This is a genomic window from Aeromonas sp. s7(2024), assembly GCF_040907825.1.
In the GTDB taxonomy this organism is placed as follows: domain Bacteria; phylum Pseudomonadota; class Gammaproteobacteria; order Enterobacterales; family Aeromonadaceae; genus Aeromonas; species Aeromonas veronii.
In genome coordinates this window covers 20,808-40,136 of sequence record NZ_JBFOCM010000027.1, presented here as the reverse complement: position 1 = coordinate 40,136, position 19,329 = coordinate 20,808, and the positions used below count along the sequence as shown (strand labels likewise).

The following is a 19,329-nucleotide window of genomic DNA, read 5'->3' as shown; positions in this document are numbered from 1 at the left end:
ACAAGAGAATCCAACAATGAAAACCACCCTCAAACTGAGCGCGGTGGCAGTTATCTTTTTGCTGTCCGGCTGTGACGACAACAACTCTCAGGCCCCCGGTGATCTCACCCTGCGGCTGATCGAAACCTCTGATATCCACTCCAACCTACTGAGTTACGACTACTACCAGAACAAGCCGGATGCCTCGCTGGGCTTTGCCCGCACCGCTGTGCTGATCCGCAAGGCCCGCGAAGAGAACGCCAACAACTTGCTGATCGACAACGGCGACCTGATCCAGGGCACCCCGCTGGCCGACTATATCCACGACCAACAGGTCAAACAGCAGTGGCTGAGCAAGCAAACCCACCCCGCCATCAAGGCGCTCAACACCATGAGCTATGATGTCGGCAACCTGGGCAACCACGAATTCAACTTCGGTCTCGACTTCCTCTCAGAGACCCTGAAAGGGGCCAACTACCCCTACATCAACGCCAACGTCTTCCAGGCCGATGCCTTCAGCCGTGATGGCAAGGGCACCATCGACTGGAGCAAGCAGAAATTCAAACCCTATGTGGTGCTGGATCGTCAGGTGAAGGATGCCAACGGCAATACCCAGACCATCAAGGTCGGGGTGCTGGGGCTGACTCCGCCCCAGATCACCCAGTGGGACAAGCGCAATCTGGAAGGCAAGGTGGTGGTGGCCGATATGGTCGAGACCGCCGAGCACTATGTACCCGAAATCCGCGCCAAGGGCGCAGACATCGTCGTGGTCGTGGCCCATACCGGCATCATAGGTGACCCGCGCGAACCCATGATGGAGAACGCCGCTCTGCCGCTGGCCAAGGTAAAAGGGGTCGATGCCCTGCTGCTGGGTCACGCCCACCGCACCTTCCCGGGCGACTACCCCAACATGACCGACGTGGACAATGAGAAAGGCACCCTGGCGGGTGTACCGACCGTGATGCCGGGCGTCTGGGGTAACCACCTTGGCATCATCGACCTGCACATGACCTGGAAAGAGGGTCGCTGGGAAGTGGCCTCCAGCCAGTCCCAGCTGCGCAAAATCGACAGCAGCGCCAGCAGCACCGAAGATCAGGCGGTGGTCGATCAGGTCATTGCCGAGCACGAGCAGGCCAACCAGTGGCTGGACGAGCCCCTCAGCAAGATCACCAAGCCGATCCACAGCTTCTTCGCGCTGGTGCAGGATGACCCCTCCATCCAGATCGTCAGCGACGCCCAACTGTGGCACGCCAAGAAGCTGCAACAGGATGGTCAGCTCAAGGAGAAATGGCCCATTCTCTCCGCCGCCGCGCCATTCCGTGGCGGTCGCAACGGCCCGACCGACTTCACCTATGTACCGGCTGGCGATATCTCCCTGCGCAACGTGGCCGACCTCTATGTCTACCCCAACACCCTGCAGGTGGTCGCCATCAATGGCGCGACCGTACAGGAGTGGCTGGAGAAGAGCGCCGTCCAGTTCAACAAGATCGATGCTACCAGCACCGCTACCCAGTGGCTGGTGAACGAGAAGTACCGCACCTACAACTTCGACGTGATCGACGGGGTGAACTATCAGGTCGATGTGACCAAACCCGCCCGTTACGATGTGGATGGCAACAAGGTGAGCGACAGCTACCGCATCACCAACCTCACCTATCAGGGCAAGGCAATCGACCCGGCCCAGATGTTCTACGTGGTGACCAACAACTACCGCGCCAGTGGTGGTGGCAACTTCCCCGGCATCAACGCCAAGGTGATCGTCCATGAAGATCAGTTCGAAACCCGCGAAGTGCTCTCCGAATACCTCAAGGATCTGGCAGAGAAGAATCCGGCCGGTTTCGAGCCCCCGGCAGACAACAACTGGCAGCTGGCCCCCCTGCCCGCCAATCTGGATCTGCGCATCTACAGCTCGCCACGCAGCGAGGCGCAAGCCCTTACTGGCAGCAAGCTGAACTATGTGGAGACCCTGCCGCCCACCGATGCCAAACACCCCGGCTTTGGTGTCTACAAGCTGGTGCTGGCACCCTGATCCTCAGGGCTAATCTGGCAATAACCTCTGCAACCCCCTCCTGATACGAGGGGGTTTTTGATGGAGCTGACAAGGGGGTCAGCGCCTGTACGCCAACCACGACCAGCAGCAGATCGCGCAGCCCGTTTATCCCTTCACGCCATCGCCTCCCTCTATCACACCATCCAGCTCCCGGCTGGCCTGCCCCATACCGCCCATAAAAAAACAGGCCCACCGAAGTGGGCCTGCTGTTATCTGTGTGATCGGGAATATCGCACTTAAGAGCGTTACTCCCGCTCCTTCACATAAGGTGTACCAAGTGCCTTGGGTGCCACCGCGCGGCCGATAAAACCGGCCAGCAGGAACACGGTCAGGATGTAGGGCAGTGCCTCGATGGCCTGCACCGGAATGGCGAAGCCACCGATGCTGACCCCTTGCAGGCGGATGGCGACCGCATCGAGGAAGCCGAACAGCAGACAGGCGGCCATGGCATTCCAGGGACGCCACTTGCCGAACACCAGCGCCGCCAGTGCCATAAAGCCCTTGCCCGCACTCATGTTGGGGATGAACTGGGCCGTCTGGGCCACCGCCAGATAGGTGCCACCGATACCGGCCAGCAGACCGCCGATGAGGAGCGCGGTGTAGCGCATCCGCACCACCGAGATACCGGCGGTATCGACCGCTGCGGGCGCCTCGCCCACCGCCCGCAGACGCAGACCGAAGCGGGTACGGAACATCACCCACCAGGCCAGCGGCACGCAGGCGAACGCCACGTACTCCAGCAGGGAGTGGCCGCTCAACAGCTCGCTGTAGAGCTGGCCGATCACCGGCACATCCCACAACTCCTTGGCATAGGGCAGATCGATGGGGGCGAAACGGGCATCACCGGAGAGCGCCGGAGTCTGGCCCCCCTGATCGAACCAGTAACGGCCCAGGGTGACGGTCAGACCGGCCGCCAGAATGTTGATGGCCATACCGCTCACCACCTGATCACCGCGATGGGTGATGGTGGCAAAACCGTGCATCAGGGCGAACAGGATGGAAACACCCACCCCGGCCCCCAGACCTACCCAGGCAGAACCGGAGACCGCCGCCGCCGCACCACTGGCGAACGCCGCCGCCAGCAGTTTGCCTTCCAGCGCGATGTTGACCACCCCGGAGCGCTCGCAAAACATACCCGCCATGGCCGCCAGAATGAGCGGCGGCGCAGTACGAATGGTCGCATCCAGCATCAGGATCAGAATTTCAAACATGATCAGACTCCTTTAGCTTGCGCGGCTGAGCGGTTGGCAAACGCCAGATAGAGCTGCTCGATGCGCGGACGCATCATGTGCTCAAGGGCGCCACAGAACAGGATCACCAGACCCTGCAACACCACCACGATGTTGCGGTCGACACCGAACTCGAAGCTGAGCTCGGCGCCCCCCTGATAGAGGAAACCGAACAGCAGGCTGGCGATGATGACGCCGACCGGATGGTTGCGCCCCATCAGCGCCACCGCGATACCGGTGAAGCCGAACCCTTCCACGAAGTTGAGCTTGATCTGGTGCAGCTCACCCTGCAGCACGTTGAGGGCAAAGAAGCCCGACAGCATGCCGGAGATGACCATCGCCAGGATCACCACCTTGGGATAGGAAATACCGGCGTAGGCGGAGGCGCTTTGGCTGGCGCCGACCGAGCGGATCTCGTAACCCCAGCGGGTGTGCCAGATAAAGACCCACACCAGCGCCGCACAGATCAGCGCCCAGAAGAAGCTGATATTGAGGGGGCTGTTGGGGATCTCCATCCCGAACAGGTTAGCCAGCCCGCTCATCTTGGGCAGCCAGCTTGCCTCGGCAAACACCTTGCTCTCGGTCGCCATCGAGCCGGGCGGCTTGAACACCTCCACCAGCAGATAGGCCATCAGGGAGGCGGCGATGAAGTTGAACATGATGGTGGTGATAACGATATGGCTGCCGCGCTTGGCTTGCAGCCAGGCCGGAATAAAGGCCCATGCTGCACCGAACAGACCACCGGCAATGATGGAGAGCGGCAACAGCAGGGCAAACGGCAGCACATCGCCGAGCATCAGACAGACCAGACCGACACCGAGACCGCCGATATAGGCCTGACCTTCACCACCGATATTGAACAGACCGGCGTGGAAGGCGACCGCCACCGACAGACCGGTAAAGATAAAGCCGGTTGCGTAGTAGAGGGTGAAGCCGACCCCTTCACCGGTGCCGAACGCGCCGTACCACATGATCTTGGCGGCATCGACCGGGTTGATGTCGAGGTAATAGAACAGAATGGCCGACACCAGGAAGGCCAGCAGGATGTTGACCGCAGACAAGACGCCTACGGAGACCCAGGCAGGAATACGTACTTGGCTCATCAGTGGGCCTCCTTGGCAACTTCGTCCGGCACTATGTTGGCCATCATCAGACCAATGGTGCGCTCATCCGCCTTGGCACCATCCAGCTCGCCGACGATGCGACCATCGGCAATCACCAGAATGCGATCTGCGAGGCTCATGATCTCGTCCAGCTCCACCGAGACCAGCAGCACCGCCTTGCCCTTGTCGCGCATGGCGATGATCTGCTGGTGGATATACTCGATGGCGCCGATGTCGACCCCGCGGGTCGGCTGGCCGATCAACAGCACATCCGGGTCCTGCTCCACTTCACGGGCGATCACCAGCTTCTGCTGGTTGCCACCGGAGAAGTTGGCGGTCTTGTGATCGGGATGGGGCGGGCGCACGTCCCACTTCTCCATCTTGGCCTGACAATCCTGCTGAATCGCCTCCTTGTTCTGCAGCCACCCCTTGTTGTATTGCGGGCGACGGTGATAGCCGAGAATAAAGGCCTCTTTCGCCTCGAAGCGGTTGATCAGCCCCATCTTGTGGCGATCTTCTGGCACATGACCTAGGCCGTAGTTGCGCACCAGCTCGGGATCGGCCGGGTGCTCAGCGCTCACCTTGTGCACGCCGCTGCGGCTGCTAATGGTGAAGCTGCCCTTGCTCGGCTTGAGAATACCGCCAAGCAGACTGAGCAGTTCGGACTGACCGTTGCCGGAGACCCCGGCGATGCCGACCACTTCACCGGCCCGCACCTCGAAGCTGACCGATTTGACCCGCTCCACCTTGCTGGCGTCGAAATAGCTGAGCCCTTCGATCTTCAGCTTGGCGTCACCGGGCTGGGTTGGCCCCTTGTCGACCTTGAGGCGCACCTTGCGGCCCACCATCAGTTCGGCCAGCTGCTCCTTGTCGGTATCCTTGGTGGCGACGTGGGCCACCATCTCGCCACGGCGCATGATGGAGACCTGATCGGTAATCGCCAGGATCTCCCGCAGCTTGTGGGTGATAAGGATGATGGTTGCCCCCTGATCCCGCAGCTTTTTCAGCACCTCGAACAGGTGATCCGCCTCTTGCGGGGTCAGTACCCCGGTCGGCTCGTCGAGGATCAGGATGCGGGCGCCGCGATAGAGCGCCTTGAGAATTTCGACCCGCTGTTGCAGGCCCACCGGCAGATCTTCGACCTTTTCGTGCAACGGCACGTCGAGGCCATAATCCCGCGCCAGTTCGCCCAGCAGCTTTTCGGCTGACGCCACGCTCTGCTGAAGGTGCCAGCCGTTCTCAGCGCCGAGGATGACGTTTTCCAATACGGTGAAGTTATTGACCAGCATGAAGTGCTGGTGAACCATGCCCACCCCTGCGGCAATCGCATCTTGTGAGCCATGGGGTTTGAAAGGATTCCCGTCGATCAGCATCTCGCCTTTGTCGGCATGGTAGAAACCATAAATGATGCTCATCAGGGTGGACTTACCGGCGCCATTTTCGCCGACAATGCCGTGGATACTGCCTTTGCGAACCTTAAGGTCGATCAGCTTGTTGGCGTACACTTCGCCGAACCGCTTATCGATACCTCTTAATTCGATGGCATAGCGATCTGTCTGGTCCATGATGCAGCCCTGCGTTTCATGAAATAAGACTAAAAACCGGCCCGTGCGGGCCGGTGGTGCGTTGAGAGTCGTAGCAACTATCTAATTAGTATTTGCAGGTGTTATCGCTCATGTAGTCATGAACCTTGACCTTGCCAGCGATGATTTCAGCCTTGATGGCATCCACCTTGGCTTTCATTTCCGGGGTGATCAGCTTCTCGTTGTCCTTGTCGAGCGCCCAATCCACACCGCCTTCGGCCAGACCCAGGTTCTTGATACCCGGCTTCCACTCACCTTTGGCAGCGTCATCCCAGGTCTGGTAAGCGGCCAGACCCACAGACTTGACCATGGAGGTCAGCATGGTGCCCGGTTGCAGGTGGTTCTGGTTGGAGTCCACACCGATGGCGAACTTGCCGCTGTCCTTGGCTGCCTGATAGACACCGATACCGGTACCGCCAGCTGCGGCGTAAACCACATCAGCGCCCTTGGCGAACTGGGACTTGGCCAGCTCGGCACCTTTGGCCGGGTCAGCAAACGCGGCCGGGGTAGAGCCCGCCATGTTCTGGAACACTTCGATCTTCGGATTGACGAACTTGGCACCCTGCTCGTAACCGCACTGGAATTTGCGGATCAGCGGGATATCCATGCCGCCCACGAAGCCGACCTTACCGCTCTTGGAAGCGATGGCAGCCAGCGCGCCCACCAGGAAGGAACCTTCATGCTCCTTGAAGATGACGGACTGGACGTTCGGCTTGTCGACCACCATGTCGATGATGGTGAACTGGGTTTTCGGGAATTCGGTCGCAACCTTCTCTACCGCAGAACCCATGTTGAAACCGACCGCCACGATCGGGCCGTTGCCACGGCTGGCCAGACGACGCAGACCCTGCTCGCGCTGGGCTTCGTTCTGGGGTTCAAACTCTTTGACCTTGACGCCCTTGTCCTTGTTGTAGAGCTCGACGCCGTTACGGAACACGGCTTCGTTGAATGATTTGTCATACTTGCCCGCGGTGTCATAAATGACGGCTGGCTCGGAAGCAGCCTGAGCAGAGAGAGCAGCGAGAGTGAGGGAGGCCACAGTGGCCAGCTTGAGCACTTTAGTCACGATCGTATCCTTGATTGTTATTAAGTGAGGGAACTTGCTTGCCTGTCAGAGCAGGCTATCTAGCACGCAGGCTTACTCTAAGTCAGCCCCGATGCGGGTCAAGCAAATGATAAGGGAAAAACGTTTGCGTTAACGGTTTGAATTCTAAGCAAATAACCTTATAAGCAGTTGTTTTTTAGCTACTTTTCAGTTTTTTATGCTAGCAACCAAAAGACCCAAACGACATTTCTCTTATTGTTCAGCAAGTTACTGTAAACCGTTTTCCCCTGTTATTCATCCAGCCCCCCGGCAAGCCCGTGATCCGGCTCGCAAAATCCCCACAAACCGCGCGAGCAAGGATTGGCTACAGCTGGAAACCTCCCCGTCCTCCTCTCTCTGTGCCAGCCAAAAATAGCCGCACCGGCGCCCCTGCAAGCGCCCATCTCACCCCTACCCCCGAGTTTGGATTTGGTCTGGCAGGGGGATGGCCGTATAATCCCCGCCTGTATAAATAAACAGGAGTGGTGATGGACGTTTCAACCCTGCTCGACGGGCTCAACGACAAGCAAAGAGATGCCGTTGCGGCGCCCCGCAGCAACCTGCTGGTGCTGGCCGGTGCCGGTTCGGGCAAGACCCGGGTGCTGGTGCACCGTATCGCCTGGCTGATGCAGGTGGAACGCTGTTCACCCTTCTCCATCATCGCGGTCACCTTTACCAACAAGGCGGCGGCCGAGATGCGCGGCCGGGTCGAGAAGGTGATCGGCGACGGCGTGCGCGGCATGTGGATCGGCACCTTCCACGGCATCGCCCACCGCTTGCTGCGGGCCCACCATCTGGATGCGGGCTTGCCGCAGGATTTCCAGATCCTCGACTCCGACGACCAGTACCGGCTGATCCGCCGGGTGCTCAAGGTGCTCAACCTTGACGAGAAGCACTGGGCCCCGCGCGCCGTGATGGGCTACATCAACGGCAAGAAGGATGAGGGCTTGCGCCCCGGCGACATCGACCTCTACGGCGACCCCGTCACCCGCACCTATCAGCAGATCTACAAGACCTATCAGGAGACCTGTGATCGCTCCGGTCTGGTGGACTTCGCCGAGCTTTTGCTGCGCGCCCACGAGCTGTGGCTCAACAAGCCGCACATCCTCGAGCACTACCGCGACCGCTTCCAGAACATCCTGGTGGACGAGTTTCAGGATACCAACGGCATCCAGTACGCCTGGCTGCGGATGCTGGCGGGCAACAGCGGCAAGGTGATGATCGTCGGCGACGATGACCAGTCCATCTACGGCTGGCGCGGCGCCAAGATCGAGAACATCCAGCGCTTCCTGACCGACTATCAGGGCGCCGAGACCATCCGCCTCGAGCAGAACTACCGCTCCACCGCCAATATCCTCAAAGCGGCCAACAGCGTCATCGCCAACAACGCCGAGCGCCTTGGCAAGGAGCTGTGGACCGAAGGGGCCGAGGGCGAGCCGATCTCCCTCTACGCCGCCTTCAACGAGGTGGACGAAGCGCGCTTCGTGGTCGGCCGTCTCAAGGATTGGAAGGAAAAGGGCGGCCTGTTGGCCGACTGCGCCATCCTCTATCGCTCCAACGCCCAGTCGCGGGTGCTGGAAGAGGCGCTGATGCAGGACGCCATGCCCTATCGCATCTACGGCGGCCTGCGCTTCTTCGAGCGGCAAGAGATCAAGGACGCCATGGCCTACCTGCGCCTTATCAACAACCGTGGCGACGACGCCAGCTTCGAGCGGGTGGTCAACACCCCGACCCGTGGCATCGGCGATCGCACCCTCGAGATCCTGCGCGGCAACGCCCGCGATCAGGGGCTCAACCTGTGGCAATCGGCCAAGGCGCTGCTCAACGACAAGGTGCTGACCGGTCGCGCCGGTAATGCGGTGCGCGGCTTTGTCGAGCTGATCGACGCGCTGGAAGAGCAGGTCTCCCTGCTGCCACTGCACCAGCAGGCGGATATCGCCATCCAGAACTCCGGCCTCAAGGCCATGTATCTGGCGGAAAAAGGCGAGAAATCCCAGGCGCGGGTAGAGAACCTGGACGAACTGGTCACCGCCTGCCGCCAGTACCAGCGCCCGGACGAGCTGGAAGATATGAGCGATCTCTCCGCCTTCCTCGCCCACGCGGCGCTGGAATCCGGCGAGAATCAGGCGGACGAATATGCCGACGCGGTGCAGCTGATGACATTGCACAGCGCCAAGGGGCTGGAGTTCCCGCTGGTGCTGCTGGTCGGCGTGGAAGAAGGGATGTTCCCCAGCCAGCAATCCACCGAAGAGTCGGGCCGGCTGGAAGAGGAGCGCCGCCTCTGTTACGTCGGCATGACCCGCGCCATGGAGAAGCTCTACATCTGTTATGCCGAGAGCCGCCGCATCTACGGCCGCGAGATGTTCCACAAGCCGAGCCGCTTTATCCGCGAGATGCCCGCCGAGTGTCTGGAAGAGATCCGGCTGCGCACTCAGGTCAGCCGCCCCACCCAGTACGGCCGCTTTAGCCAGAACGAGGTGCAGCAGAGCTTCGACGCCAGCGGCATCAAGCTCGGCCAGCGGGTGCTCCATCCGAAATTCGGCGAAGGGGTGGTGCTCAACTTCGAAGGGGTCGGCCAGCAGAGCCGGGTTCAGATCCAGTTCGACGACGTCGGCGCCAAGTGGCTGGTGACGGCGTATGCCAGACTGGAAGCACTTTGATTTTTCCTGCTCTTGATATAACCAACCCGGCTTAGGCCGGGTTGGTTTTTATATCTGTGATCGCGATAACTTTAAATTCGCGATCGTCCGAATGCGCTTCGCTATTCGAACCTACGATGCTGGCATCAGGTTACAACAAGTGTTATTAATGCATTCAAATTAATTACCAGGCAACGCTAATGAATAACGTTTACTTTTTAGGTTTTACACCAAAACCATATGTTTGGGTTGTAGTAGATGCTGATGAGCATTGGTATGACTTTAATGCCAGAAAAAATAAATCTCTTTTTATAAGAGAGGTGGTTTTTGCTGCTGAAGGGAAAGATCTTTCTATAATAGTAACAAGACCGGGTATGGTTTGGATATCAAGCAACACAAAGAGACTAGCAACAACACAAGAGGATGACTTTTTCAAAACTGTTGAATTGCGTAAAAATATAATTAAGGTCGCTAATGTCTTTAACTATCTACTAGCTTTGACATCAAAGGATTACACTTCAGGCTGTGCCACGCCAATTATCCCAATAGAAATCACCCTTCATGAAACCATGTGCATGAAATTCTTCGGTGAAAGCGGTCAAAACCTCGATGAACCAACAACATTCATCCCGACATGCCCTAATGTAACCTCAGCTATGAATCTTGAGTTCAAAGAATTAGAAAGTCGAGATGGCCAAATTTATGTTGATGCATACAAAAAGGCTTTTGATGTTTTAGAACGTTTAGATGAGAAGGGAATTGAATGCTTAAACACTCTATCAAAATCTGAAAGCGAGTATTTAAATAGTGACTACAGCACCTCATTAATTCTCTCTTGGTTTATCATAGAGCATATCATACTTGATATTTTCTTAAGAGAAGCAAATGGCAACATGAATAAAAATGGGAGCTCACCGAAGTTCGATGACATGCTATCAAAAGTACAAAGCACTGCTAACTATCGTGAGTATTCATCTGTTATTGCATTGATAACGCAAGCTAAGAATGCACGTAATGGTTTTGCTCATCGAAATGAGAAAGTGGATAAGGATTCAGCAGAAAAGTCCTTGAATGCAGCATTCGCTTTAGCTTCCTACAAATTAAAGATCGATTTGAAGCACAGTATTTATGTACCCCAGATTCTTTCTTACGGTAGGTAGGACCGTAGGTTCGATTAGCGAAGCGTAATCGGACGATCGCGTAAGACGTTCGCGTAATCGGTCGCTTACAACGGAACAATCCTGTTAGGGGTTTACTCCAATCCCCCCACCCCATCCACCGACCCGCACCAATCCGGTGGATAGACGCCGCTCGCCACATAACGATGGAAGGTGGAATACGGCCAATCGGCCACCCGGGTGACATGACCATGCTTGAGCGGGTTGATATGGACGTAATCCATATGGCGGCGGTAATCCTGCTCATCCCGGATCAGATGTTCCCAATAATGGCGTTGCCAGATGCCCCGCTCCCCGTGACGTAACCGCGTCTGGCTGCGCCGCTCATTGACCGGCAAGGCGCGGGAAAAGTGGCTTTTGATCAGCCGCCAACGCAGGGGGAAATCGGTGTCCCCCTCCGGCAAAGAGAGAATGCAGTGGAGATGGTCGGGCAACACCACCCATGCGTGAATGGCGAAGGGGTGAGCCTGTTGCACCTTGGCAACGCTGCGGCGCAGCAGGTCGATCTGCTCCACCAGCAACCGGTTGTTGCGTCGCTCCAGCAGGTTGACGGTAAAGAACCAGGTTCCTCCGGGCCACCATGCCCGCCGCCAATTGGCCATCCCTTTCCCCTCGTTGAGACCGAAAAGCCAAGCATAGCCTTGCCTCACTTCGATCTGCTTGCGGGTAGTGATGGTGCGGATGTTCCATTACGAGATTGTTCGATTACGCGATCGTCCGATTACGCTTCGCTAATCGAACCTACAAGGCGACTCAAAGCGGCTTGCAGCGATTCATTAGACGAGTGGGCAAATACAGGTAGGGGGAAATCAGAAACCCGGCCGCCAGATGGGGCTCGGCGGCCGGGTGAATTGTAAAGAGTAGGGTGACAGGGAAAGGGATCAGCCTAGTCTAATCAACTCGATGGGGGCGTAGCGCTCACCGGAGTTTGCCAGCAGCACGCACTTCTCATGCTCCGCCTGATAGGGGGTCATATTGTCGGTGTGGGCCTCTTTCAGAAAATCGACTGCGCCAGTGGCGGCAATCATGACGCGCTGACCCTGGTTCAGCACATTGCGGTTACGGTCATAGATCTTCATTTCATTCTCCTTTTCTTGTGTCCTGGCGAATGCGCAGGCGTCTGTCCAGGACAACGGCATTCAGCCTACGCCCCTGAAAAAAGGTGATTTATGTCACAGATCAAAAAAAGGGCGATATGGGACTCATAGGTTCAGAAAGCGAGCAGGGCTGCTTGGCCAGCGGTTGTCGCGCGAAGTCGCGCTGCCCTGCCCTTTTCGTCGCGGCGGGCTCGAACCCGGCAGCGGTTGGGGTATATTGGTGGCCGATTAGCCAGTCTCATTCACCGTGGCCGCGCAAGCGGGCCGCTGTTTCAACAAGATGGAGAGTCATCATGAATCGCGACATTACCGCCCAGTTCATCAAGATGCTGACCAACCTCGACCACTGTCTGGTCAAGGCCGAGGCTCACGCCGCAGCGAAGCAGTTCAACGTGGAGAACTTCTTCGGCGAGCGGCTGATCGTCGATATGCTGCCGCTGTCCAAGCAGGTGCTGATCTGCTGCGATTCGGCCCGCTCCGTGGTCGCCACCGCCAGCCACAGCGAGCAGCCGGCCATGGGCGATGACCCCAAAACCATGGCGGATCTGCGCGCCCATATCGGCAAGACCATCAGCTATCTGCAAGGCAAGCTGGACGCGGACTACAGCCAGTACGCCAGCGGCCGTTACGTGCCCCACTGGGCGGGCGGCAAGGGGATGGATGGCCATACCTGCGTCCATGAGTACGGCATTCCCAACTTCTACTTCCACCTCACCATGGCCTACGCCCTGCTGCGCCGCGCCGGGGTCGATCTCGGCAAGCGCGACTATCTGGGCGGGCTCAACCTGCAATAAGCGCTGCACGCCACTGGCGGCAAACAGATAGCAAAAGCCTGCCACGCGGCAGGCTTTTTTATGCCGGATGGCACTGGGCTGATGCGCAGAAAGGCTCTGCCCTAGAAGGGGCCGTTGCGCTCGCGCAGCTTGTCGGGCAGGCCGTCGTGATCCCCCAACTCGCGCTCGGGCACATCATCCCAGTGCAGCTTGCCAAGGGTGATATTGCGCTCGGGATGCACGGCGTAGTGGATGCGGTTGTCCTCCCGATCCGTGTCGCCAATGCAAAGCAGCCGGACAGTCTCTTCGGTGTTGTTGATAAAGGCGTGAGCCAGCCCGTCACCGGCCTTGAAGCCCACCGAGTCCCCCGGTTGCAGCCGATAGAGCACGCCGTCGAGCCAGACATCCGGAGTCCCTTCCAGCACATGGACAAACTCGTCTTCGGTCTTCTCGGCATGGGGCCAGCTGGTGCGATGGCCGGGTTCGACAATCTCGTGGTGAATGCCGATGCGGCTAAAGCCGAAGTGCTTGCCGAGGGCGCAGCCGCGAGAAAGGGGCTCCTGACTGCCGGAGTAGTAGCGCGGCGTCTGCTCTTGCAGCTCGCGCCAGTGTTTGATGCAGGGGTGGCGATTCATAGCGGTTCCTTTTCTATGAGGATGCAGTCACGGGAGGGGTCATCCTGACTGTCAGAATGCGGGGAGAAAAGCAGAAATTTTCTGGTCAGATGAGCCCCTCTGACGAGGGGCTCAACAAGCAGGAATTACTTGGCCTTGACGCAAGGCAAGGGAGGAAGCTCGCCCTGTGCAGCCGGGCGGGTCATCTGGTAGTTGCCGGCAAGATCCCGATAGACACGGGTGTTCCACACCTCTCCGTTGTCGAGCTGGAACTCGATGTCGTAGTTGACCCCGGAGACCACCTGGCTGCGCACCTCGCGGATGCTCTGCAGTTTGGCGGCCGTGTTCATGCGAGCCAGCACGCTGGCCAGCGCAGCCTCCCCTTCAGCATTGGGCAACGGCTGACTCTGCCAGCCACCCGCCATCGGCGCACACTCCGGCGTGGGTGACGAGGTGCTACAGGCACTCAACAGGCCAGCAACAAGGATGGGTAACAACACGCGTTTCATATCATTTTCTCCTGCCTGCAAAATGACCACCTTATCAACATCTTGCCATTATTGCAGCCCAAAAGGCTCCCGCTGCGCCCCGCTTGGACGCACCAATCGTTCAGCGCCCCAGATTGTCCGCCAGCTGTTTGGCGCGGCTGGCCGCCCACTGGTCGATCATCTTCTCCATCTCCTCGGCGGTGATGGGCTCATCCTTGTGGGTGGTATCCGTACTCTCGCGAGCATCCATCACCCGCACCAGCAGCTTGCCGCTCCGGGAGTCGAGCAGCTGGGCCATGCTGCCCACCTTGAGCAGGTAGGGCTCCTTGCCGATCACTTCACGGGTGACGTTGATGGCGATCTTGGCCGGCAGCAGGTCACGCAGCTTGGGGTCGGGGCGGGTCAGGTCGAAGTTGGTGACGGCCGCCTGGATCCGCATGACTTTCGGGCCGGGGGCGGTGGCGATCTTGACGCCCTGCTTGATCAGCTCGCTCTGGAACTTGTCGTGGTAGTAGCGGCCAATCTGGTTCTGTTCATTGGCGGTCAGCAGATACCACTGACCATTCTCCTGCCGGATAAACTGCAGCGGATCGAGCAGCACCTCATTGTATTGGCGCAGGTCAACGCCCGGCTCCTTGTAGACGCGCTGATTGGGGTTGCTCTCGCTCTGCTGGAAGGCTGTCAACGGGATCGCCTGCAAGCTGTGGGATACCTGATTCTTGACGGCGCAGCCACCCAGCAGGGCCGCAGCCACGGCAACCATCACGACCTTTTTCATATTTGCTCCTGCATTTTACTGTTTGTTTTTGCTGTGGATTTCACACCACATGGCTGGAGAACCCGTGCCGGATGCCGCCAATGTCACAGAGAAATAACCTATTCATCACCTTCCCACAAGCAACAGATCAGGATTGTTCAGCTCACATCCAAGTTGTCACAATTACGGTGCTTTTATACAGGATCAGCCAGGGTATGAACGGCAATCTGGCGAGGGTTTGGTTGTTTAATCCGGCTAAATGGGGCTGCGAAAAGCGCTCAGTTTTTTCAAACGATGCGAGCCAGCGGGCGGCGTGAGTTGAACGGGGGAATGCTCTGGAACGGGCGATGACCGATCATCAGCCATCTTCCGCAAACTTGCCTGCCGCCGGAGAAGCAGCAGGCTCATTCATCAGTTATCGAGATCCCAGGGGCACTGCTTGACCAGCCCCTCTTTGCCGCTGGCGACGATCGCCTGCTGCACCATCCGTTTGTAGCGATTCTTGATATGGGCGGGCAGCGCGGGCACCAGCAGCCGCTCGTCAAACTCCGGCAGCGGGCGATCCGGCAGCACCGCCTGCTCCTGCGGACTGAGGGGCGGCCGGGAGGCAATATTGCTGGCCGAGATGGTGGGTGTGCCCACCAGCATCTGGCGTTGCAGCGGTGCGCTCAGCAGAAAATCCACAAGCAGGTAGGCCGCCTTGAGCCGTGCGGGATCATCCCCGACATGGCGGGCGATGGAGATCGCATCGAGGGCATAGATGGCCCCCTCCTGCACCATGGCGATCCGCCACTGCTGATCGTTCTGCTTGTTGCACTCCACCAGCTCCAGCCCCCAGGTGGTGGCAAAGGTCTGCTGGCGCAGAGCCTCGCAGCGGTTGGCCTGATTGAACCAGAAGCCGCGACTGGCTTGCAGCCGCTGCGAGAGCTGCTGCTCCACCTCTTGCTGCAAGGTCTTGTCGGCCAGCATCTCGCCGCTGGCAAACAGGGCGGGCGACTTGCCCAGCGAGAGCAGCACCGAAAAGAGCAGCGGCTCGAACTGGTCGCAGAACTCGGCAAACTGGCCCGGCGGCGAGGTGTTGGCGAGCACCTGCCAACTGGTGGGCGCTTGCGGCACCTGCTTGCTGTCATAAGCGAGGCTGAACATGGCGTAGGAGAAGGGCACCGAGTAGTTGCGCTCTCCCTGCTTGTCATACTCGGTGTTCTTGAGGGCGGGCTTCACCTCGGGGTAGTGCTGCAGGCGGCTGAAATCGATGGGGAGCAGCAGCTTGAACAGCGGCTGGTGATGGGCCTTGTAGAAGTAGCTGGTCGGCAGCACCACATCGGCGCTGCGGGTGCGCAGGGCGCGGTAGACGCTGTCGAAATCGGTCAGCAGCGGCTCGATCCGGCTGACCGTCGCTTCCACCCCATGGGCTTTGGCGTAGTCGGCAAACTGTTGTTCATAACCCGCTGGCAGATAGCCCCACTCCAGCAATTTGAGCTGAACCGGGGCCGCCAGCGCTGGGGTCATCCCCAGCAACCAGCAAAGAGGCAGTAGACGCATGGCCGGGCACTCCTGACAGGCAAACCTTGTTGGAGTATAGGCCCATGCGCCGACTCGTCAGGCCACCAGCTCGGCGCCCATGCTCGCCAGAATGGAGAGGCTGACCACCGCAAACAGCACGCCGGTCACCAGATTGAGCGGTCGCTGCACCCGCAGCAGCAGGCGCTGGGCACGATCGGTGGAGAGGCTCCACGCCAGCAGCCCGAACCAGCAGAGGGAGATGATGAAGAGCTCGCCCACCAGCAGGCTGCGGGTCATCCCATCCACCTCTGGCGTCACCATGGCGGCCAACAGACCGATAAAGAACACCAGCGCCTTGGGGTTGAGCAGATTGGTGGCAAGGCCTGTGCGCACGCCCCTGCCCCAGCCGCGCAGCTCGTTGGCGGCGCTGGCCATCACGGTACTGCTCTGCTGCCGAGCCGCCATCAGGGCGCCCCACCCCAACCAGCCCAGATAGAGGGCGCCGCAGCACTTGATCACCATAAATAGCAGCGGGTGACTGGCGATCAGCATGCTGATCCCGGTCAGGCTCAGGGTGGCGTGTACCATGATCGCCAGCGAGATGCCCAGCGCCGCGCCAAGGGCGGTCGGCCGGTGCAGGCTGGTGCGCAGGATCAGGGCGAAATCGGGGCCGGGGCTGGCCAGTGCAGTCAGGTGCATCAGGCCGAGGGTAACGAACAGACTGGTCAGCATAACAACTCTCGCTTTAACGACGGAGAGCCAGCATGGCGGATCAGCGGGGGGCGCGGCTTGTAAAAGATTGCATCTGGGCACGAAATTCGGCGGGTGTCAGACCGAATGCCTGGCGAAAGCCGTGGTGGAAGTGACTCTGATCGAAGAAGCCGACCGCCAGCGCCACCTCGCTCACCGCCATGCCGCTCGCCAGCAGCCGCTTGCCCTGCTCCAGCCGCAGCCGTTTCAGCCAGGCGTAGGGAGTCATGCCGCTGCGCTTCTTGAACTGGCGCAGGAAGGCGAAACGATCGAGCCCGAGCAGCCCCGCCAGCTCTTCCAGCGAGTGGGGCTCGTCGAGGGCGGCCATCAGGTAGTCGCGCAGGAATCGCAACTGGGGATCCGCCAACTGGTGTACCTCGGGGGCCAGATGCAGCAGCTCCCCCAGCAGGGCCAGCAGCTGGCTCTCGATCAGCAGGCCATCGGCCTTGGGGTTGTCGAGATAGCCGTGCAGCTGGGCAAAGCCCTGATAGAGGTCGGGGCGGCTCTGCAATCCCTTGTCGAAGAAGGGTTCAGGCTGCTCCGGCAGCCAGAGCGCCAGCTGCTGGGGATCGATGGCGAAGACCCGTACCTCATACCCTTCCGGCAGCAGGCTGAGGCCGTCGTGCACCTCATCCGGGTTGACGGTAGATAGCACCCCGCGTACCAGATGGTGGCTGTTCCCCTTGTGGATAAACTTCTGGCCACCCCGCTGCACCAGCCCGATATGGTAGTCGAGATGGACATGGCGGCCGTAGCTGAACGCCCTGTGGTGGGAGTGCGACAGCTCGACCCCCGGCAGGTGCGGGGATTGCCAGTAGCGGATGAGGGAATCGGTGGTATTCATGGGTTATAGATACACCAGAAACGGGCCTTGGACTTGTAGATTATTGCACGCAACCCCCTCTCAACGCCCCCACAGCCGCGGGGTTGGTTCCACCAGCGAGGCGAGCGGCACCCGCTCCACCATCTGACGCATATGTTGCACCAGTTCGGGATTGCCATCCCCCAACGACTTGTTCAGCACGATATGCACCTGCAGCGGGGTGACCGGCAGGTAGATGAGGCGGGTCGCCGCAGGGAGCTTGGCGCGAAAATGGTTGGCGGAAATATCGTTGGAGAAGAGCGCGGCATCAATCCGCCCGCGCAGCAACTTCTGCATGTTGCCATGCTCCCAGCTGAGCTGGGAGAGGGTGTCGATATGGATCTGCGGATGCTGCAACAGCGGCGGCACGATCGCCTGACTCGACCAGCCGATGGTGGTGCCGTAGAGATCTTCCTGCCGCTCAACCGCATGAAGTCGCGATGGTACCAGTACCACCAGCACCGGCCGCAGCAGCAACAGGTGGGGGTCGATATAGCGAAAGTGACGAGCACGCTCGGGACTGTAGCTCAGCAGCGGGGTCAGATCGCACTCGCCGCTCTCGAGGTTGTTAAGCAGCCGCGCCACATTGAGCCCCTGCCACTCGATGGTACGCCCGATCGCGGGTTCGATATGACGGCGAAAGTAGTCGATCACCGACCCGGAGACCTCGCCCTGCTGATCAATGGTGACCAGCGGCGCCAGCTGAAAGACGCATCCCCGCAGTGGCGCGTTGATCGCCACGGCCTGGCTGATGGTCATAAGAGGGAGAAGAAGTGCCGATAGCAGTAATACCAAACGCGTGCCCGAACGAGAGATGCCCATAAGTGCCGACCCGATGCCCTGATAGCCATCAGCATGGCACAAGGCAAAGGGGGCGGGCTATCCGCTCCCGACGCGCTTCGGCCTCTTGCGCCCCCTACGCCCATGACCAATGGGCCCCCGTTTTATTGCGGTGAAAATCAATAATTCCGCGGCTTTGATGGATTTTGGTCTCTTGAGATATAGTGCGGCCCCATTCATCAAACCGGCGGATGAGCGCCCCGCCGGACAGGTAGATTCATGAGACTGTTTTTGCTGTTGTTGTCGTTGTTTGCTGCGACCGTAAGTTCTGATGAAAAGCCGCGTCTGCCCTATTACGACTGGGGTCGCTGCCCGTTTGAGGGTTGTACCTATCAGGCGTGGACCACCAAGCAAGAGGTGATCGTCAGAGCCGAGCCATCCCTGACGGCCAAAGCGCTGTTCCGGCTACCTCGCGGCCAGCAGGTGGAAGGGCTGACCGGGGTCGTCATTACCGAACAACCGGGGATCATCGAGATACTCAGATCGGTCAAGCTGGGCTACAGCAAGGAGGGAAAAGGGCCACTGTTGAATATGAAGGCAGGGGAAACGCTTTATATCCTCGGCGGACTGGGCGAAGGCAATAGCCTGTTCTGGTACAAGGGCAAAACCTACATCCTCGATTATGACTATGCGCGCAAAGAGATCAGATACGGCCGGTCACCGCAAAACCAGTGGTGGGTAAAAATTCGGGACAAGCAAGGGCGTGAGGGTTGGGTTGCCGAAGCCAAAAACTTTGCCCATATGGACCGTTTCGAATAGTGACAGCCAGCCCCCCGAGATCGGGGAGCTGGCCGTGGATG

Annotated in this window: 18 protein-coding genes; 5 read left to right on the top strand and 13 right to left on the bottom strand. The window is 59.2% G+C overall.

The features are described from left to right. The first annotated feature begins 16 nt into the window (after positions 1-16). The gene (locus AB5Y73_RS12705; protein WP_107683294.1) at positions 17-2,008 is read left to right on the top strand and encodes a bifunctional 2',3'-cyclic-nucleotide 2'-phosphodiesterase/3'-nucleotidase; all 1,992 of its coding nucleotides are present in this window, start codon (positions 17-19) and stop codon (positions 2,006-2,008) included. 266 nt (positions 2,009-2,274) lie between these two features. On the opposite strand, the gene AB5Y73_RS12700 is transcribed toward AB5Y73_RS12705, so the two are convergent. The 4 genes from AB5Y73_RS12700 to AB5Y73_RS12685 all read right to left on the bottom strand — a co-directional run bounded on the left by AB5Y73_RS12700 (position 2,275) and on the right by AB5Y73_RS12685 (position 7,010). Further along, positions 2,275-3,240: an ABC transporter permease gene (locus tag AB5Y73_RS12700; protein WP_005340795.1), complete on the bottom strand. Its 966-nt coding sequence runs from the start codon at positions 3,238-3,240 to the stop codon at positions 2,275-2,277. Positions 3,241-3,242: 2 nt separating this feature from the next. Then, the gene (locus tag AB5Y73_RS12695) at positions 3,243-4,361 is read right to left on the bottom strand and encodes an ABC transporter permease (protein WP_005357011.1); all 1,119 of its coding nucleotides are present in this window, start codon (positions 4,359-4,361) and stop codon (positions 3,243-3,245) included. Further along, positions 4,361-5,926 (bottom strand): ABC transporter ATP-binding protein, encoded by a 1,566-nt coding sequence (locus tag AB5Y73_RS12690; protein WP_107683293.1) that lies wholly within the window; start codon positions 5,924-5,926, stop codon positions 4,361-4,363. The genes AB5Y73_RS12695 and AB5Y73_RS12690 overlap by 1 nt, the downstream gene beginning before the upstream one ends. Positions 5,927-6,011: 85 nt before the next feature. Continuing rightward, positions 6,012-7,010 carry a BMP family protein gene (locus AB5Y73_RS12685; protein ID WP_005340803.1) on the bottom strand — a complete coding sequence of 333 codons (999 nt, stop codon included), beginning with the start codon at positions 7,008-7,010 and terminating at the stop codon, positions 6,012-6,014. A 506-nt stretch (positions 7,011-7,516) separates the two neighbouring features. Between AB5Y73_RS12685 and uvrD the strand changes: the two genes are divergently transcribed. Both uvrD and AB5Y73_RS12675 read left to right on the top strand, forming a co-directional pair. Beyond that, positions 7,517-9,688: a DNA helicase II gene (gene uvrD / locus AB5Y73_RS12680; RefSeq protein WP_107683292.1), complete on the top strand. Its 2,172-nt coding sequence runs from the start codon at positions 7,517-7,519 to the stop codon at positions 9,686-9,688. Positions 9,689-9,867: 179 nt separating this feature from the next. Continuing rightward, positions 9,868-10,827, top strand: a complete 960-nt coding sequence (locus AB5Y73_RS12675; protein ID WP_107683291.1) for a hypothetical protein — start codon at positions 9,868-9,870, stop codon at positions 10,825-10,827. A gap of 92 nt (positions 10,828-10,919) precedes the next feature. On the opposite strand, the gene AB5Y73_RS12670 is transcribed toward AB5Y73_RS12675, so the two are convergent. Both AB5Y73_RS12670 and ydfZ read right to left on the bottom strand, forming a co-directional pair. After that, on the bottom strand, positions 10,920-11,447 hold the full coding sequence (locus tag AB5Y73_RS12670) for a transposase (protein ID WP_107683290.1): 528 nt from the start codon (positions 11,445-11,447) through the stop codon (positions 10,920-10,922). 279 nt (positions 11,448-11,726) lie between these two features. Then, a complete protein-coding gene (ydfZ, locus tag AB5Y73_RS12665) occupies positions 11,727-11,924 on the bottom strand; it encodes a putative selenium delivery protein YdfZ (RefSeq protein ID WP_005357022.1) in 198 nt (65 codons plus the stop codon). A 311-nt stretch (positions 11,925-12,235) separates the two neighbouring features. Here ydfZ and AB5Y73_RS12660 point away from each other — a divergent pair, with 311 nt between their 5' ends. Continuing rightward, a complete protein-coding gene (locus AB5Y73_RS12660; RefSeq protein WP_107683289.1) occupies positions 12,236-12,736 on the top strand; it encodes a DUF1993 domain-containing protein in 501 nt (166 codons plus the stop codon). A gap of 101 nt (positions 12,737-12,837) precedes the next feature. Here AB5Y73_RS12660 and AB5Y73_RS12655 read toward each other — a convergent pair whose 3' ends face one another. From AB5Y73_RS12655 to AB5Y73_RS12625, 7 genes are all read right to left on the bottom strand, one after another. Further along, the gene (locus AB5Y73_RS12655) at positions 12,838-13,350 is read right to left on the bottom strand and encodes a cupin domain-containing protein (RefSeq protein ID WP_107683288.1); all 513 of its coding nucleotides are present in this window, start codon (positions 13,348-13,350) and stop codon (positions 12,838-12,840) included. Positions 13,351-13,475: 125 nt separating this feature from the next. Further along, positions 13,476-13,838, bottom strand: coding sequence for a cystatin domain-containing protein (locus tag AB5Y73_RS12650; RefSeq protein WP_042054283.1), 363 nt, complete (start codon positions 13,836-13,838; stop codon positions 13,476-13,478). Between the two features lie 100 nt (positions 13,839-13,938). Beyond that, positions 13,939-14,595: a DUF3313 domain-containing protein gene (locus AB5Y73_RS12645; protein ID WP_100644777.1), complete on the bottom strand. Its 657-nt coding sequence runs from the start codon at positions 14,593-14,595 to the stop codon at positions 13,939-13,941. A gap of 390 nt (positions 14,596-14,985) precedes the next feature. Continuing rightward, entirely contained in the window at positions 14,986-16,116 is a 1,131-nt protein-coding gene (locus tag AB5Y73_RS12640; protein WP_107683287.1) for a PotD/PotF family extracellular solute-binding protein, read from the bottom strand. A gap of 57 nt (positions 16,117-16,173) precedes the next feature. Next, a complete protein-coding gene (locus tag AB5Y73_RS12635; RefSeq protein WP_118854436.1) occupies positions 16,174-16,809 on the bottom strand; it encodes a LysE family translocator in 636 nt (211 codons plus the stop codon). A gap of 40 nt (positions 16,810-16,849) precedes the next feature. Further along, complete coding sequence (locus tag AB5Y73_RS12630; protein ID WP_005357044.1) at positions 16,850-17,671, bottom strand: AraC family transcriptional regulator; 822 nt, start codon at positions 17,669-17,671, stop codon at positions 16,850-16,852. A 60-nt stretch (positions 17,672-17,731) separates the two neighbouring features. Continuing rightward, complete coding sequence (locus AB5Y73_RS12625) at positions 17,732-18,448, bottom strand: ABC transporter substrate-binding protein (protein WP_107683285.1); 717 nt, start codon at positions 18,446-18,448, stop codon at positions 17,732-17,734. A gap of 300 nt (positions 18,449-18,748) precedes the next feature. On the opposite strand from AB5Y73_RS12625, the gene AB5Y73_RS12620 reads away from it, so the two are divergent. Further along, positions 18,749-19,288, top strand: coding sequence for a hypothetical protein (locus tag AB5Y73_RS12620; RefSeq protein WP_107683284.1), 540 nt, complete (start codon positions 18,749-18,751; stop codon positions 19,286-19,288). The last annotated feature ends 41 nt before the right edge of the window (positions 19,289-19,329 follow it).

Bases quoted from the DNA above. Each gene is read 5' to 3' on its own strand.
- AB5Y73_RS12620 (WP_107683284.1), top strand. From the start codon at position 18,749: ATGAGACTGTTTTTGCTGTTGTTGTCGTTGTTTGCTGCGACCGTAAGT.
- AB5Y73_RS12630 (WP_005357044.1), bottom strand. From the start codon at position 17,671: ATGAATACCACCGATTCCCTCATCCGCTACTGGCAATCCCCGCACCTG.
- AB5Y73_RS12635 (WP_118854436.1), bottom strand. From the start codon at position 16,809: ATGCTGACCAGTCTGTTCGTTACCCTCGGCCTGATGCACCTGACTGCA.
- AB5Y73_RS12690 (WP_107683293.1), bottom strand. From the start codon at position 5,926: ATGGACCAGACAGATCGCTATGCCATCGAATTAAGAGGTATCGATAAG.
- AB5Y73_RS12705 (WP_107683294.1), top strand. From the start codon at position 17: ATGAAAACCACCCTCAAACTGAGCGCGGTGGCAGTTATCTTTTTGCTG.
- AB5Y73_RS12645 (WP_100644777.1), bottom strand. From the start codon at position 14,595: ATGAAAAAGGTCGTGATGGTTGCCGTGGCTGCGGCCCTGCTGGGTGGC.
- uvrD (WP_107683292.1), top strand. From the start codon at position 7,517: ATGGACGTTTCAACCCTGCTCGACGGGCTCAACGACAAGCAAAGAGAT.
- AB5Y73_RS12695 (WP_005357011.1), bottom strand. From the start codon at position 4,361: ATGAGCCAAGTACGTATTCCTGCCTGGGTCTCCGTAGGCGTCTTGTCT.
- AB5Y73_RS12640 (WP_107683287.1), bottom strand. From the start codon at position 16,116: ATGCGTCTACTGCCTCTTTGCTGGTTGCTGGGGATGACCCCAGCGCTG.
- AB5Y73_RS12700 (WP_005340795.1), bottom strand. From the start codon at position 3,240: ATGTTTGAAATTCTGATCCTGATGCTGGATGCGACCATTCGTACTGCG.
- ydfZ (WP_005357022.1), bottom strand. From the start codon at position 11,924: ATGAAGATCTATGACCGTAACCGCAATGTGCTGAACCAGGGTCAGCGC.
- AB5Y73_RS12670 (WP_107683290.1), bottom strand. From the start codon at position 11,447: ATGGCCAATTGGCGGCGGGCATGGTGGCCCGGAGGAACCTGGTTCTTT.
- AB5Y73_RS12675 (WP_107683291.1), top strand. From the start codon at position 9,868: ATGAATAACGTTTACTTTTTAGGTTTTACACCAAAACCATATGTTTGG.
- AB5Y73_RS12660 (WP_107683289.1), top strand. From the start codon at position 12,236: ATGAATCGCGACATTACCGCCCAGTTCATCAAGATGCTGACCAACCTC.
- AB5Y73_RS12625 (WP_107683285.1), bottom strand. From the start codon at position 18,448: ATGACCATCAGCCAGGCCGTGGCGATCAACGCGCCACTGCGGGGATGC.
- AB5Y73_RS12655 (WP_107683288.1), bottom strand. From the start codon at position 13,350: ATGAATCGCCACCCCTGCATCAAACACTGGCGCGAGCTGCAAGAGCAG.
- AB5Y73_RS12650 (WP_042054283.1), bottom strand. From the start codon at position 13,838: ATGAAACGCGTGTTGTTACCCATCCTTGTTGCTGGCCTGTTGAGTGCC.